The 13,664-nt window shown below is 70.7% G+C and carries 15 protein-coding genes and 1 pseudogene; 6 read left to right on the top strand and 10 right to left on the bottom strand.

All coding sequences use genetic code 11. The features are described 5' to 3' along the window. Positions 1 to 10: 10 nt before the first annotated feature. The 9 genes from MMF94_RS08780 to MMF94_RS08745 form a co-directional block, all read right to left on the bottom strand. Positions 11 to 688 carry a response regulator transcription factor gene (locus MMF94_RS08780; RefSeq protein WP_241035807.1) on the bottom strand — a complete coding sequence of 226 codons (678 nt, stop codon included), beginning with the start codon at positions 686 to 688 and terminating at the stop codon, positions 11 to 13. Then, positions 685 to 1,854 carry a sensor histidine kinase gene (locus MMF94_RS08775; protein ID WP_241035806.1) on the bottom strand — a complete coding sequence of 390 codons (1,170 nt, stop codon included), beginning with the start codon at positions 1,852 to 1,854 and terminating at the stop codon, positions 685 to 687. Before MMF94_RS08775 ends, MMF94_RS08780 begins: the two co-directional genes overlap by 4 nt. Before the next feature lie 81 nt (positions 1,855 to 1,935). Continuing rightward, entirely contained in the window at positions 1,936 to 2,070 is a 135-nt protein-coding gene (locus MMF94_RS43290) for a hypothetical protein (RefSeq protein ID WP_277398679.1), read from the bottom strand. Between the two features lie 353 nt (positions 2,071 to 2,423). Continuing rightward, a complete protein-coding gene (locus MMF94_RS08770; protein WP_241035805.1) occupies positions 2,424 to 2,933 on the bottom strand; it encodes a hypothetical protein in 510 nt (169 codons plus the stop codon). Continuing rightward, entirely contained in the window at positions 2,930 to 3,463 is a 534-nt protein-coding gene (locus tag MMF94_RS08765; RefSeq protein ID WP_241035804.1) for a hypothetical protein, read from the bottom strand. Before MMF94_RS08765 ends, MMF94_RS08770 begins: the two co-directional genes overlap by 4 nt. A gap of 486 nt (positions 3,464 to 3,949) precedes the next feature. After that, positions 3,950 to 4,726 (bottom strand): S1 family peptidase, encoded by a 777-nt coding sequence (locus MMF94_RS08760; RefSeq protein WP_241035803.1) that lies wholly within the window; start codon positions 4,724 to 4,726, stop codon positions 3,950 to 3,952. A gap of 89 nt (positions 4,727 to 4,815) precedes the next feature. Then, positions 4,816 to 5,988, bottom strand: a complete 1,173-nt coding sequence (locus tag MMF94_RS08755; RefSeq protein WP_241035802.1) for an acyl-CoA dehydrogenase family protein — start codon at positions 5,986 to 5,988, stop codon at positions 4,816 to 4,818. 156 nt (positions 5,989 to 6,144) lie between these two features. Next, positions 6,145 to 6,621: an anthrone oxygenase family protein gene (locus tag MMF94_RS08750; protein WP_241035801.1), complete on the bottom strand. Its 477-nt coding sequence runs from the start codon at positions 6,619 to 6,621 to the stop codon at positions 6,145 to 6,147. Next, on the bottom strand, positions 6,618 to 7,502 hold the full coding sequence (locus MMF94_RS08745) for an NAD(P)H-binding protein (RefSeq protein WP_241035800.1): 885 nt from the start codon (positions 7,500 to 7,502) through the stop codon (positions 6,618 to 6,620). The genes MMF94_RS08750 and MMF94_RS08745 overlap by 4 nt, the downstream gene beginning before the upstream one ends. Positions 7,503 to 7,646: 144 nt before the next feature. On the opposite strand from MMF94_RS08745, the gene MMF94_RS08740 reads away from it, so the two are divergent. The 6 genes and pseudogenes from MMF94_RS08740 (at position 7,647) to MMF94_RS08720 (ending at position 12,268) form a co-directional block, all read left to right on the top strand. Further along, entirely contained in the window at positions 7,647 to 8,621 is a 975-nt protein-coding gene (locus tag MMF94_RS08740; protein ID WP_241035799.1) for an AraC family transcriptional regulator, read from the top strand. A gap of 122 nt (positions 8,622 to 8,743) precedes the next feature. After that, positions 8,744 to 9,496 (top strand): carbonic anhydrase family protein, encoded by a 753-nt coding sequence (locus MMF94_RS08735; protein ID WP_241035798.1) that lies wholly within the window; start codon positions 8,744 to 8,746, stop codon positions 9,494 to 9,496. 72 nt (positions 9,497 to 9,568) lie between these two features. After that, positions 9,569 to 9,832: pseudogene (locus MMF94_RS43285) on the top strand (VOC family protein); the annotation flags it as partial. After that, a complete protein-coding gene (locus MMF94_RS08730; RefSeq protein WP_277398687.1) occupies positions 9,812 to 10,198 on the top strand; it encodes a VOC family protein in 387 nt (128 codons plus the stop codon). The pseudogene MMF94_RS43285 and the gene MMF94_RS08730, both read left to right, overlap by 21 nt. A 278-nt stretch (positions 10,199 to 10,476) precedes the next feature. After that, the gene (locus MMF94_RS08725) at positions 10,477 to 11,244 is read left to right on the top strand and encodes a VldE C-terminal domain-containing protein (protein WP_241035797.1); all 768 of its coding nucleotides are present in this window, start codon (positions 10,477 to 10,479) and stop codon (positions 11,242 to 11,244) included. Between the two features lie 202 nt (positions 11,245 to 11,446). Beyond that, complete coding sequence (locus MMF94_RS08720) at positions 11,447 to 12,268, top strand: VldE C-terminal domain-containing protein (protein ID WP_241035796.1); 822 nt, start codon at positions 11,447 to 11,449, stop codon at positions 12,266 to 12,268. 126 nt (positions 12,269 to 12,394) lie between these two features. On the opposite strand, the gene MMF94_RS08715 is transcribed toward MMF94_RS08720, so the two are convergent. Beyond that, a complete protein-coding gene (locus MMF94_RS08715; RefSeq protein ID WP_241035795.1) occupies positions 12,395 to 13,510 on the bottom strand; it encodes a sodium-dependent bicarbonate transport family permease in 1,116 nt (371 codons plus the stop codon). Between the last annotated feature and the right edge of the window lie 154 nt (positions 13,511 to 13,664).

Here is a 13,664-nt window from a genome sequence, read left to right as displayed (position 1 = left end):
CCCCACGCGATCATCCGTCCCAACCGGGCCGGACGAGGCCGCTCTCGTACGCCATGACGACGACCTGAGCGCGGTCGCGCGCCCCGAGCTTGGTCATCGCCCTGCTGACGTGGGTCTTCGCCGTGGTCGGGCTGAGGAACAGGACCTCGGCGATCTCGTCGTTGGTACGACCTGCGGCGACGTGCGTGACGACCTCGCGCTCCCGCTGCGTGAGGCTCGCGATGAGCGCGGCCAGCCTTCGGTCGGTGCGCGTGGGACGGGCGCGCGCTGCGAACTCCGCGATCAGTGTGCGGGTGACGGCCGGCGCGAGCAGCGCCTCCCCGCCGTGCACGACCCGGATCGCCTGCACCAGCTCCGCGGGCTCGCTGTCCTTCACGAGAAAGCCACTGGCGCCGAAGCGGATCGCGTCGAACACGTAGGAGTCGTCGGTGAAGGTGGTCAGCACGATCACCTTGGTGGCTTCGAGCCCCGGGTCGCCCGTGATCTCCCGGGTGGCGGTCAGGCCGTCGTGGCCGGGCATCCGGATGTCCATCAGCACGACGTCGGGACGCAGCTTGCGCGCCTGCGCGACGGCCACCGCGCCGTCCTCGGCTTCGCCGACCACCTCGATGTCACGTTGTGCGTCGAGCAACGCGCGGAAGCCCGAACGCACCAGCGCCTGGTCATCAGCCAGCAGCACCCTGATCATCGTCCCACCCCCGTGTCCCGCCGCGCCGGCACCGGAAGGTGCACCCGCACCCGGAACCCGCCCTCCGGACGGGGCCCGATCTCGCTCGACCCGCCCAGCGCCTGCGCACGCTCCCGCATCCCGGCCACTCCGTTGCCGCCGCCGTCCTCGCCCGCCCACACCGGCCAGGACCCGTCGTCCTCGACCTGCACGGTCAGCTCATCGGCGGCGTACACCAGCAGCACGGTCGCGGTGGCCGGGCCGGCGTGGCGGCGGGTGTTGGTCAGCGCTTCCTGCACGATCCGGTAGGCCGCGCGGTCCACCGCGGGCGGAAGATCGGCCACATCGCCCTCCACTCGCATCTCCACGGGCAGGCCTGCGCTCCGGACGTCCGTCACGAGCGCGCCGAGATCCGCGATGCCCGGCACCGGGTGGTGCGGAGGTTCGGTGTCGACCCCGCGGAGCACGCCGAGGGTCGCCCGCATCTCGCGCAGCAGATCGCGGCTGGACTGCTTGATCGCCGTCAAGGCCGAGCGGGCCTGCTCGGGGTCGTCGTCCATCAGGTAGAGGGCGACCCCGGCCTGCACGTTGATCAGCGACACGTGGTGACCGAGCACGTCGTGCAGTTCCTGCGCGATGCGGAGCCGCTCGTCACTGCGCCTGCGCAGTGCGGCCTGCTCCTGGGCCGCCGCTGCCTGCACGAGCCGTTCCCGCCGGGCCCGCCACCCCTCGCAGGCTGCGATCACCGCGGCCAGCACCGCGACCCATGCCGCCGCGCCCGCGAGCGGGAGCGCCCCCGGGTTGCGCAGCATGTGCACCACGACGAGCACCAGTACCGCCGCCGCGGTCGTCAGGTAGGCCACCCACCGGTGACCGGCGAGCACCGCAGAGCAGAGGGCAACCAGCGGGGCAAGGAACACGGGGCCGAACGGGAAACCGGCGGCCAGGTACACGGTGACCACCACGACGGTCGCGATCAGCACCGCGGGCGGGAACCGCCTGCGCGCCACGAGCGCCACCGGACCGGCCACCAGCAGCGCGACGCCGAGCACGTCGAGCGGACGCGCGGTCGGCTGGTCCAGCGCCGCGAACCGGGTGCCGATCAGGGTGATCACGAGGATCGACGCGGCGGAGGCCGGCACCCACACCGTGGCGGACCAGTGCCACGGCCTCGACGTGAACGACACCGGGCAAACGTAGCCATCGCGACCCGTCCCGGCGTCCTTCGTCGAGACGACGTTCCCGTACTCCCGCTGCGGTACCGGAGCTCAGGGCCCGGGGCGCACCACGGTTCGGGCCAGCGTCGTGGGTGCGCGTGTGCAGAAGCTCTCCGTGAGCAGTTCCGCGATCTCGTCCCAGTCGGGGCTCTCGTCGAGCACCATGCCGACGACGTCCGGCCCCACGGCGGACCGAAGAACGGATGGCCCGTGCGCCGCAGCACCTCGAGTTCGGGCCCACCCGACCAGAACGTGAGCACGGTGCTCGGACCGTCGGTCCCCGCCGCGCGAGCGTAGGCCGGTGGCCGGCCCGCCTCGATCGTGACGACGTGGGCGAAGGTCTGCCGGCGGACCCGCCAGCGCACACCGGCCCACGCCGCCTCTTCCCTGGTCTCCGGCAGGGCGAAGCAGACAGCCCGCAGCCGCGTGAGGATTTCCGACGGGACGTCCGCGCCTGCGTTCACGAGTCCCCCTTCGTCAGGCCGCCCCACACTGCCAGGGCCTCCGGGACGTCGTCATGCTCCGGTGCCGCCGGCCCGTCAGGCGGATCGGCGAATCCGGCCCCACGGCTTGACGACCGCGAGCACCGTGGCCGTGACGAGCAGAGTGATCGACACAACCGGTGGGAAGGCCAGCGTGTCCAGGCCCTCCACAGCGTCCGGGCCACCAGCGGCACCGCGGACGGCCGCCTCGTCGAGGCCACCACGCAGGACGAGCGCGACGAGCACAACGAGAACCAGATTGATCACCAGCTTGACCGCGACCCACCAGTACCGCAGCAGCCCGTAGCGGGTGCCCAGCCCCAGCGCGATCCCGGTGACGAGGCTGACCAGGCCGGCGATGAGCACCGGCCAGAACAGCAGCGGCAGCACCTGCAGGCACAGGGCCGCGGCGGCCGGGTCGGCCGACAGCGCGGTGAACACCAGGACGCCGAGAACGACGTCGATCCCGATCCACGCCCCCGAGGCCACGATGTGCGCCACGAGCAGCGCGCGTCGCGTTCCCCGGCCGACCTGCGCCCGTGGACGGGTCCTCGTCGCTGTCGTCACCGCTGCTCCTTCCGCGTTCGCCCCCACGGCTTGTCGACCGAGATCAGGGTGGCCGCGGCCAGCAGCAGCAGGTGCCCCACCGAACCGGTGACCACCAGCCATGCCGTGGGCCCACCCGGGTCGTTCGCTGCCGCCGCGGCGCGCTCGACCCACCCGTTCGTGATCCCGACGGCGGACACGATCACGACCAGCGTGAGCACGGTCTTCACGACGACCCACCAGTGCCGGACCAGCCCCCACGGAGTGACGAGCGAGAGCACCAGGCCGGAGAGCAGAGTCGCGATCGCCATTCCCGCGATGGTGCGCGTGCCGACGTAGCCCATCAGCATGTATGCGGCGCCGGCGAGGCCGGGCTCGCGGGTGAGCGCGGCGCTGAGGCCGAGGGTCAGCATCGCGCAGGCCAGTCCGAGCCAGCCGACGCCGACGGCCACGTGCACGGCGCGCAGCACCCGGCGTCGCCGTCCGGTCAGACGGACGCGAGCGCGGGAGACCGGCGCCCGCTCCGCGGGAGTGATGGTCGGTGCGGACATGGACGCATCGTGCGGTTCGAGGCGCCCGCAGTCGTCCCGTCCTGGTCGGCGATGCGGCTGCACCCGAGGGAGTAGTCGGGCTGCCCGCGCGTACTCCCGGGGGCCGGCCGCCAGTACCGGCCCGGGCGTGCACCCGGGATCGGGCGACTCATGCAGCCCGGTGCACCGATTCGCTCACTGGCATCGGGCGGGTCGCGCAGCCAGGTCAGGAAATTCGCGCACCGAGACAGGGCGACCCGCGCAACTCGGCCGGGCGACTCGCGCACCTAGCCGGGCGGCTCACGCACCCGAAAAGGGCGATCGCGCACCGGAACAGGGCGACGCGCGCAACGCCGCCCGAGCGAGTCGCCCCCGCCGACCGGGCAATTCGCACACTGACATAAGGGGAATTCGAGCGCTGGAACGGGGCGACTCGCGCGAATCCCGGCCGAGCGACCTGCGCCTGGGCCGGGCGGCTCGCGCTGGAACGCGGTTGCTCGCGGGTGGCTACTGCGTTCGGTCTGCGGCGATCTCGTCCTGGATCCAGCTCTGGAGTACGTCGGAGCGGGCCGTGGTCTCATCGGACTCGTGGGGGCACGGGGGCCCGCCGATCTCGGTGGCCACCAGTTGGTACGACCCGCCCTTGCCTTCGCTGAAGTAGGGCGCACCGGAGTCGTAGGAGCACGCGGTGGTCAACGGGCTGGGGCTGCTCCCCTTCATGAACACCTCGGTGTCGGACACCCGGGACACGGTGAACACGCCGGTCTGCTTGTAGTCGGGCCGGGTCGTCACGTCGCCGTCGGCGTCGGTCGCTCCCCATCCGACCAGCCGGACGATGTCGCCGGGGGCCGGTGCGCTCCCGCTGATCTGGAGGGGCTCCACGTTCTGCACCCGCTTCGCGAGCCGGGCGAGCGCCACGTCGGCGTGCTCGTTCTGCACGACGTCGACGACATCGAGCGTGGTTCCGTTGTCGCCCGACAAGGTGTCCTGCCCCACCGTGGCTGCCACGGAGTAGCGGGGTGGTCCGCTGACGCGGTTGCGCTCACCGTCGTGGAAGCAGTGGCCCGCCGTGATTATCCACTGTGGAGCGATCAGGGCACCCGAACAAGCGCTGGCGTACGAGGTGCCGTTGGATTGCACGATCTTCGGCATCGACAGCGAGACCGAGAACGGGTAGGCCCCGTTCGGCACCTCCTCCCCGTGGGAAATCGCGTCCGCCGGGCCCGCCATGGTCACCGCACCGACGGCCGACGCGAGCAGTGCCAGTCCGATGGTGCGTGCCATGGAGGCACGCGAGCTCAACCACATGATCGTTCCTCACGTATCGCCGGGAAGGGGAGCAGGTCAGCGGTTCGGAGAGGCGAGCCGCGGGCCTAGACGGTGGTTGCAACGTCGTTCGTGACGCCCAGGAGTGCCTTGCCGTAGACCTCGTAGCTGATGCCGGGCAGGAGCGACGCGTGCCGCGCGGCGACGTTCGCGTCCTGCCAGATCCGCTGCAGCGCGCTGGCGTCGGCGAAGCCGGCGGAACCGTGCACGTTGAGCAGCATGTTGATCGCTTCGACCACCTGGCTCGCGGCCAGGCTCATGTCAGCCCGCATCCGCGCCCGCGCCGGGAACGCGGGCTGCTCCCCGCGTGCGGCGTATTCCTCGATGTCGTCGGCCGCTCGTCGCGCGTGCAGGTGTGCGGTGTCGATCCGTAGCGCGGCTTCGGCGAGCTGCATCTGGAACCCGGCGGAGTCGGCCTGCCGGGTGAACACGGTGCCGAACATTCCCTTCGTGCCCGCGGCGTCCCGCACGTGATCGAGTGCCGCACGCCCCATCCCCAGAACCGGGCCGAGGAGCGCCATCCTGAGCATCGGGGACCAGGACGAGCGATAGGGCACCTCGTCCTCGTACTCGGTGGGGTAGTCGCCCTCGGCCAATCTCGCCCGCGACAGCACGCGGTGCGCCGGCACGAACACGTCCTCCGCGGTGACGGTGTTGCTTCCCGTGGCCCGCATCCCGGCCATGAACCACGTGTCCGAGACCGCGTAGTCCGTCGCGGGGACGAGGGCGATCCGGCCATCGACGATCTCGCCGTTCTCGTCGACGAGGTTGAACCCGAGCAGCGCCCACTGCGCGTGGAGCGAGCCGGAGACATAGGACCAGCGGCCGGACAGCCGTACTCCGCCCTCCGCGGCGACGCCGCTGCCGGCCGGCGCGACGGAGCCGCAGATCCGTGCCTCCGGGTCGGCCCCGAACACTTCGTCCTGGGTGCGGCCGGGACACAGGGCCACGATCCAGCCGCAGACATTGGCCAGTGACACCACCCAGCCCGCCGCGCCGTCGCCGTGCGCCACCGCCGCAGCCACCTCGAGCAGCGTGCGGATACCGGCCTCGTGACCCCCGTACCGCGCGGGCAGCGTCACCTTGAACAGGCCGGCTTCCGCGAGAGCTCTGATGCCGGTATCGGTGATGCGACGTTCGGCTGCTCCCTGCGCGGCGTTGCTCGAAAGCAGCGGCCGGAGAGCTTCCGCGCAGGATACGAGTCCGAAGCGGTCACTCATCGACGACTCCGCTGATTCCGGCACACCATATCAACCGGCCCATCCCTCACAAAATCGTCGCGCGCCGATCTCCTATCATCAGACTAACAGGAGATCGGCGGCGCAATTCTGCCACCTATTGTCGCTATGCGCCGGGGCCGCGGCGGATTGGACAATTCACACCGCGAGTGCGAGCGCCGCCGTGGCCACTGTGCACAGAGCCGTGCGGACGTGGTTCCACGCGGTCCATCGCACGAGGTAGTCGGCCCAGACCGCGGCACCGGCCGGGCTGTCCGGGTCGGCAGCGTCGAGCCGGTTGTTGAGGGGGACGTTCGCCACCATGGTCAACACGAAGGAACCGACGACGTGGAGCACGGCACCCGCCACGATCCACCCGGCGCCGGTCCGGGCCGAGAACGGCGCGGCCACCGCCAGCAGGAGGCACAGCAGCGGTGTTCCACCGAAGACCACGCCGAACACCGGGTTGAGGATCGCCCTGTTGATCGCCTGCATGGCAGCGGCGCCGACCTCGGGCCGCAACCTGCGCAGCCCGGGCATGACCGCGGCGGAGAAGGCGAAGAAGAGGCCGGCCATCAGACCGGACCCGACGGCGGCGACCACGGTGGCACCGGGAGGCACTGAGTCGATCATCATGCCGCCCGATCCTGGACCAGATCCCCGACAATCGCCTCGAATCGGGTGGGGGAGATGGTTTCCGGGGTGCGGGCCGCGAGAGGTGTGATGGTCCCGTCGGACAAGGCGCGCCCCATCTCCACGTGCAGCTCGGCACAGTCCCGTGAGAAGCCGGCCTGCACGAGCGCGTCCGCCATCTCCGCATCCGGCAGCCGGACGTACTGCAGGCCGGGGAGATCGATCGCCGCGCCGAGGATGCTCGTGGCCTCGGTGTAGGTGAGGTCGCACGGGCCGTGCAGCTCACGCACCTGCACTCCGCGCCAGTCCCGCGCCACGAGCGCCGCGGCCGCCGCCGCCCCGACGTCCTGGGTCGCGATCATCGGCACCGGCACCTCGGGCGCCACGGCATCCGCGTTGACGCCGAGGGTCCGGGCCGTGTCCGCGGCGGCCGTGATGCTCTCGAAGAACACGCCGGGCCGCAGGAAGAGCAGATCGACCCCGGTCAGCCGACGCAGGCGCTGCTCCTGGTCGTGCAGGCTCGCGATGAACCCCGTGCCCGTCGGGACGTCGGCACCGATGCTGCTCAGTGCCACGACACGCCGGACCCCCGCCCCCTGCACCGCCGCGACGATCGCTTCACCGAGTCGCTGCTGCTCCGCTCGGAAGTCCGCCGAGGTCGGGTCGTAGGGAAGCAGCGTGTGCACGGCGTCGGCGCCGCGGAACGCACGCGCCAGGAACTCGGCGTCGGCCGCGTCTCCCGCCCATGTCTCGGCGCCGGCCGCGGCCAGCGCTGCCAGTGCACGGGGGTTGCGGCCGATGGCACGGACCTGTTCCCCCGCCTCCAGCAGTCGCTGCGTGATCTGCCGGCCGACCTGCCCGGTCGCCCCCATCACCGTGATCATGATTGCCCTCCATTGAGCCCGTTGTGCTTGTTCGTCCACTCTCGGGGAGGGCTGCAGGACCTTCCATGCTCATGAGTCGCCGATCCGTGCTCGTTCGTCCAGATCGTCTGGACGATGGGACGTGGGGCGCCGCACACTCGGCCCGTGCCGTTCGACGACCGCCTCCATGCCGAGGACCCACTCGGGGAGGCGCTGCACTTCCTGCGCGTCACCGGGAGCTTCTACTGCCGCTCGGAGCTCACCGAGCCGTGGGGCCTCACCATGCCCGCGTGGGCCGACTGCATGTGGTTCCACGTCGTCACCGCGGGCCGCTGCCGACTGGATGTCGAGGGGGCGGAGCCGCGCTGGCTGCAGCAGGGCGACCTGGCCCTCGTGCCGAACGGGCGAGGGCACGTGTTGCGCAGCGGACCGGGCGTCATCACGCCGGACGTAACTGGCTTGGAACACGAGTTCCAGAACCGGTACGCGATCCTGCGCCACGGTGGCGGAGGCGCCGCGACCACGCTGGTGTGCGGGGCCGTGCGGCTCGACCATCCGGCCGCGCACCACATCCTCCCCGTACTGCCGGTGGTGATCCACCTGGGTCCGTCGGCCTCCCCGCAGGCGGAGTGGATGCAGAGCACCCTGCGGCTGGTCGCGGCGGAGGCCGCCGAGATGCGGCCGGGCGGAGAGGCGATCATCACGCGGCTGTCGGACGTCCTCGTCATCCAGGCCCTGCGCAGCTGGATCGAGACCGACCCCGCGGCCCAGCGCGGCTGGCTCGGAGCGCTGCGCGACCGGCAGATCGGACGGGCGATCTCACTGATCCACCGTGACCCTGCCCGCGACTGGACCGTGGCGTCACTGGCGAACGAGCTGGCCATGTCGCGCTCGGCCTTCGCGGCACGCTTCACCGAGCTCGTCGACGAGCCCGCGATGCGGTACCTCACGCGGTGGCGGATGCAGACCGCCCGCACCTTCCTCGCCGAGGACGGCGCCACCGTCGCCGAGGTCGCCGGGCGGTTGGGATACCGGTCCGAGGCCGCGTTCAGCCGCGCATACAAGCGGGTCATCGGCGTTCCACCCAGCGCGTCGGCACGGGATCGCGCTCCGGTGAGCGCCACACGTCCCGGCATCTGACCCACACGCCGGAAGGGGTCGATTCCCCCAACCGGTGGAAGATCGATGTTGCACGTCGCACACTGGGTATCCTCCAAACGGGCGAACAAGGGCGAACCTCACCTATCTGGAGGAACAGAAACGTGACCCACTCCCGACGGTCGTTCCTGATCGGCGTGCCCGGAGTCGCCGCGGCGGCGATGATCGCCTCGTCCACATCCGTGGCGCTGGCGGGCCAGCCCCACCAGACCCCGATCGCCATCCGATCCCGCTCCGCCGTCGACGCCCCCGAGCTTCCCGAGCTCGTCGTCGACTACCCGGATCACGTCGACCTGCGCGTCCACTACATCAGCCGCGACGCCGACGACCCGGCAGGCTGCACCACCCGCGGTCCGGAGGAGACGGTGGAGGCGGAGGTGCCGGCCGGTACCGCGGCGGTGCACCTCGACGGCGTGCGCTACGAACTGCTGCAGTTCCACTTCCACACGCCCTCCGAGCACGTGCTGGATGACCACCACTTCCCGATCGAGCAGCACTTCGTCCACCGTGGACCAAAGGGGGAGACACTCGTCGTCGGCCTGTTCCTCACTGGCGGCGGACGCGGCGGCACGCTGCAGGACGCCGTGCTGCACACACTCCCCGAAGAGTGCGGCAAGGAGGTCGAGGTCAGCGTCGATCTCAGCAGGGCGTTCCCCGACGACCTCTCCACGTTCCGCTACGACGGCTCCCTGACCACCGCCCCCTACACCGAGGGCGTGTCCTGGCTGGTGCTGCGCCAGCACCGTGCGGTCACGGACTCGTCCGTCGAGGGCCTCGAGGAGCTCTTCCCCAAGGGCAACGCGCGTGAGTTGCAGCCGCTGAACGACCGGACCGTGCACTACCGCAAGCAGCGCTGACCTCCGGTCGGAGCCTTATCGTTCGACGATGACCACCGGCCCGCTCGCCGCCTAAAGGATCTCTCCCTCGACACCGGGGATCTCGGGCGAGCGGGCCGGTTCTGGTCGGCGGCTCTGCGACTCGAGAGCCACCCGCACAGCGATTCGGTGGTGCGCCTCTCGGGCGCGGACCCCCAGCAGACGGTGTGGATCGGCGCGGTCCCCGAACCGAAGACCGCGAAGAACCGTCTGCACCTGGACATCCACACCGGATCCGTCGCCGAGCTCGTGGAGCTCGGCGCCTCGGTGCTCGACGACACGCTGCCGTGGACCGTGATGGCCGCCCCGGGCGGCGGGGAGTTCTGCGCGTTCGTCCGGGCCGAACCACCCGGCCAGCGGCTCTACGAGCTGGTCCTGGACGCGAACGACCCTCGCGCCGTGGCGACGTGGTGGGCGCGGCTGCTCGGAGGCAGGCTCACCTCCGACGACGGGAGCAGCTGGGCGTTGGGCGAGGTCCCCGGGGCGCCCTTCGAGTGGCTCGTGGTCAACCCGAGCCCCGACGCGAAGACCGCCAAGAACCGCGTGCACATCGACGTGACAAGCGACGATCTCGAGGCGCTGCTCGCCGCCGGTGCGCGCCTCCTGCGCCCGCCCGACGGCGACATCGGCTGGCACGTCCTCGCTGATCCCGAGGGCAACGAATTCTGCGTGTTCGCTCCCTGACGCGACGAACGGCCCAGGTCCCCCACAAGCAGTGTTTCGCACCATTCGTCGCTGCCGAGGACACATTCGACCCATTCGTCCGCGAGCCGACGCCCAAGTCCGTCTCGGGTTGCCTACGTTGCCTCTCGGATCGATGACGGCACGGTCACAAACAGGACACGGGACTCCCCACCCGCCGGACCCCCCGACCGGACGTCCACCCGGAGCCGTCGATCCGGAGGCAAGTCGTGGCTCGGCATCGCTCCCCCCGGAGCCGGCGCGCGCACCAGAGCCCGCACTTGACGGCCCTCGGCCGTCAGGCGCCGGCACACGCCGCGCAAGGCTCTGTCTCCACCCCGCTGCGGCGGGGCACCGCCGTTGTCGCCGTCACAGGTGGCGCGTTCTCCCTCGTGGGGGCCGCGTCCATGATTCCGGTGGTGGTCGACACCGCCGCCGCGCCCGTGGCGCTGTCCATTCCCGTCGAGACCGGGGAGGACGTGGTGCTGCGCTCCTCCATGGAGCCCGTCCCACCAGACCCTGACGTGGTCGACGCGAAAGAGCTCGTCAAGGCGGTGCAGCTCATCGAGCAGCAGCTCGCCACCCGGGCGGCCGAACAGGCGGCCGCCGAGGAGCGCGCTGCCCGGGAGAAGCAGGCGGCCGCGGAGAAGATCGCCGCCACCGTCGCGTCGGGTTCGCCGGACTGCGACATGGACACCTCCGGGCTCGGTGCCGTGAAGTCCTTCGTCCGGTCCGCGGCCGAGACTCTGGGCTGCCGGTTCGGCGAGCCGACCATGTACGGCGTGGCCGGCCGGGCCGGCACGTCCGACCATCCGGGCGGGAAGGCGGTGGACTTCATGGTCGACCGCGCCACGGGCGACGCGCTGGCCTCCTGCGCCCTGAAGAATAAGGACGCGCTCGGCATCTCGTACGTGATCTGGGAGCAGCAGATCAACTTCGGCAGCGGCTGGCAGCCGATGGAGGACCGCGGCGGCGTCACCGCCAACCACTTCGACCACGTGCACATCTCGTTCGGGTCCGGCGGAGGCGGTCGGCTCCGCGGCTGCTGACCGTCGCGCCGACACGCCCGCTCGCCGCATCCCCCAGCACGTCCGTCTCACGTTGAGTGAGAATTCCGTTTCGGAGCGTGATCACTCGCTACTGTCAGTCGCGGATCAGCAGTGACCTGGCTCCCCAGCGGACATGGATTTCCCGATCCACCGGATCCCCAGCCGGACGCCGCCCGGGTCGCACGATCCCGAAAGGCAGGTCGTGTCTCGGCACCGCTCCCCCGGTCGCCGGTACGCGCACCCGCGACCCGAACCCACGGTCGCGTTCCCCGGTGCGCTGACCGGATCGCCCCGCCGCTCCGGCGCGCGGCACCGCGCAGCCACCCAGGCCGCCGTGCGCAACGGCATGACCGCCGCCGCTGCCGCGGGCGGCGCCCTCGCCGTCGTGATGCCGGCCGCCGCGATCGCCACCGGCCCCGCCCCGGCCGCCGCCGACGAGTCGGCCGTGGTGTTCCTCGCCGCCGACGGGGAGCAAGGCGACGAGCCCAGCACCACGATCAGTCGCGCACGCAGCGCCGTCGTCCCGGTGACGAGCGAACCCGACGAACCCGAGCCCTCCCAGGTGGACGTCTCCGAGCTCATCAAGGCCGCGGGACTCGCCGACGTGGCGCGCCGGGCCGATGAGGAACGAGCCGCCAGGGCGAAGTGCGCCGCCGACCTCGGCGGCCTGGGCCGGGTGAAGCCGTGGGTGCGCGACGCCGCCGCGTTCCTCAGTTGCCTCTACGACGAGCCACGCCTCATCGGTGTGGGACAGCGCGGCCGCGTCTCGGACCACCCGCGTGGCCTCGCCCTCGACCTGATGGTCCGCGGCGAGCGCGGCGACCGGATCGCCGCCTGTGCGCTCAGCAACCAGGAAGAGCTGGGGATCAGCTACGTGATCTGGGAGCAGCGGGTGAACTACGGCGACGGCTGGGAGCACATGTCCGACCGGGGCAGCGCCACCGAGAACCACCTCGACCACGTGCACATCTCGTTCGAGAAGCGCGTGCCGGACGGCGACCCGGTGGCCGAGCGCTGCAAGTAGGACCGCCGCCGGGCGGGAGCACCGGACGACGGCAGGCTGATCGCGGCGCCGGAGAGCGCGCCGGGCCAGAAAGTGCCGACGGCGGGTCGAACGCCGAGGCACCGCGTCCGTCGCTCCGCGATCTGGCTACGGACTGTACGGCCCGATGGCCCGGGCGATCTCGATGTAGAGCGATATCCCGATGGTGACGTTGTAGGTGAACGTCAGACCCAGCGATGCCGCCAACGGCAACGTCGGGCTCGCCTCGGGGATCGCCATTCGCTGCACCGCCGGCACAGCAATGTAGGACGCGGCAGCGCACAGCACCGCGAACAACACGTAGGTTCCCGGCTGGAAGTTGGTGTGGGTGACGACGGAATAGGCGCGGGCGACGAGTATCCCCAGCACCGCGAAGAGGTTCGGTACCACCAGGGCGAACACGACGAACCCGTAGCCTGCCGACTTCAGGTCCTTCAGCTTGCGGGAGGCCGCCATACCCATTTCGAGCAAGAATACGCTGAGTACACCCTGGAATGCCGTAACGAAGAAGGTGTTGTAGTCGTGAATCACCTTCTGGCCCTGCAGCCCGCTGACGAAGCCGACGATGACGGCGCCGATCAGCAGGCAGACCCCGGGATTGAGCAGAGCCTCCCTCAGCGTGGTCCCGGCAGTGTGGTGCACGAGTTCCGACCGCGCGGCCGTACCGGGCCCCACCTTGACGGTCTCCAGCGGGGCGTATTCGGGCTCACCCGGCATGTTGCCAGCGGTGTCCAATCCCCGGACGCGCAGCCGCGCCACCAGATAGAGCGCCACCAGACAGCCGGGAATCTCCATGACAGCCAGCATGATCGGCATGTAGGCGTCGAAAGCGATGCCGAGACTGGTGAGCACGCCGACGCAGGTGGCGAAGGTCCCTGCCGAGTCGGACCCGTAATACCCGGCGATCGTCGCCTTGTCGATGAGCCGAATTGCGGTCACGGGTTTGAGTAGAAGGTAGGCGATGATCCCGATCACGAAATTCAGAACGAAGCCCACGACCACGAATCCGACGATGTGCCCGAGGTCCGCCGGGCTGATCTGCGCGAGCTCCTCGCCACCCTGCCAGCCGATGGCCAGCAGCAGGTACATGGTCAGCGCCTGGTAGACCACCCTGGGGAACTCGAAAGGCACCCTCAGGATAGGAATCAGGAACCCGAAGTAGAAGAACAACAGCAGCGGAGTGAACAAGTTGTGGATGAAGTTCTGCCCGAACTCATGAAGCATTCAAACTCCTGCGACGGGTCACTGGGCAACGATCTGTCAGCGCCGGAGACCGAACATCGGGTCGCGCGCCCCGCTCACGACCGCGTCGATCCCGCCACAATCACCGCACACCAAGGGCGGCCCGAACATCGCGGCCCCGGTGGAACGATCTCGC

The organism is Pseudonocardia alaniniphila (genome assembly GCF_022524485.1).
In the GTDB taxonomy this organism is placed as follows: domain Bacteria; phylum Actinomycetota; class Actinomycetes; order Mycobacteriales; family Pseudonocardiaceae; genus Pseudonocardia; species Pseudonocardia alaniniphila.
This window is presented reverse-complemented; position numbering and strand designations above follow the sequence as displayed.

Bases quoted from the DNA above. Each gene is read 5' to 3' on its own strand.
- MMF94_RS08745 (WP_241035800.1), bottom strand. From the start codon at position 7,502: ATGATCACGGTGATGGGGGCGACCGGGCAGGTCGGCCGGCAGATCACG.
- MMF94_RS08760 (WP_241035803.1), bottom strand. From the start codon at position 4,726: ATGGCACGCACCATCGGACTGGCACTGCTCGCGTCGGCCGTCGGTGCG.
- MMF94_RS08715 (WP_241035795.1), bottom strand. From the start codon at position 13,510: ATGCTTCATGAGTTCGGGCAGAACTTCATCCACAACTTGTTCACTCCG.
- MMF94_RS08765 (WP_241035804.1), bottom strand. From the start codon at position 3,463: ATGTCCGCACCGACCATCACTCCCGCGGAGCGGGCGCCGGTCTCCCGC.
- MMF94_RS08750 (WP_241035801.1), bottom strand. From the start codon at position 6,621: ATGATGATCGACTCAGTGCCTCCCGGTGCCACCGTGGTCGCCGCCGTC.
- MMF94_RS08730 (WP_277398687.1), top strand. From the start codon at position 9,812: ATGGCCGCCCCGGGCGGCGGGGAGTTCTGCGCGTTCGTCCGGGCCGAA.
- MMF94_RS08780 (WP_241035807.1), bottom strand. From the start codon at position 688: ATGATCAGGGTGCTGCTGGCTGATGACCAGGCGCTGGTGCGTTCGGGC.
- MMF94_RS08755 (WP_241035802.1), bottom strand. From the start codon at position 5,988: ATGAGTGACCGCTTCGGACTCGTATCCTGCGCGGAAGCTCTCCGGCCG.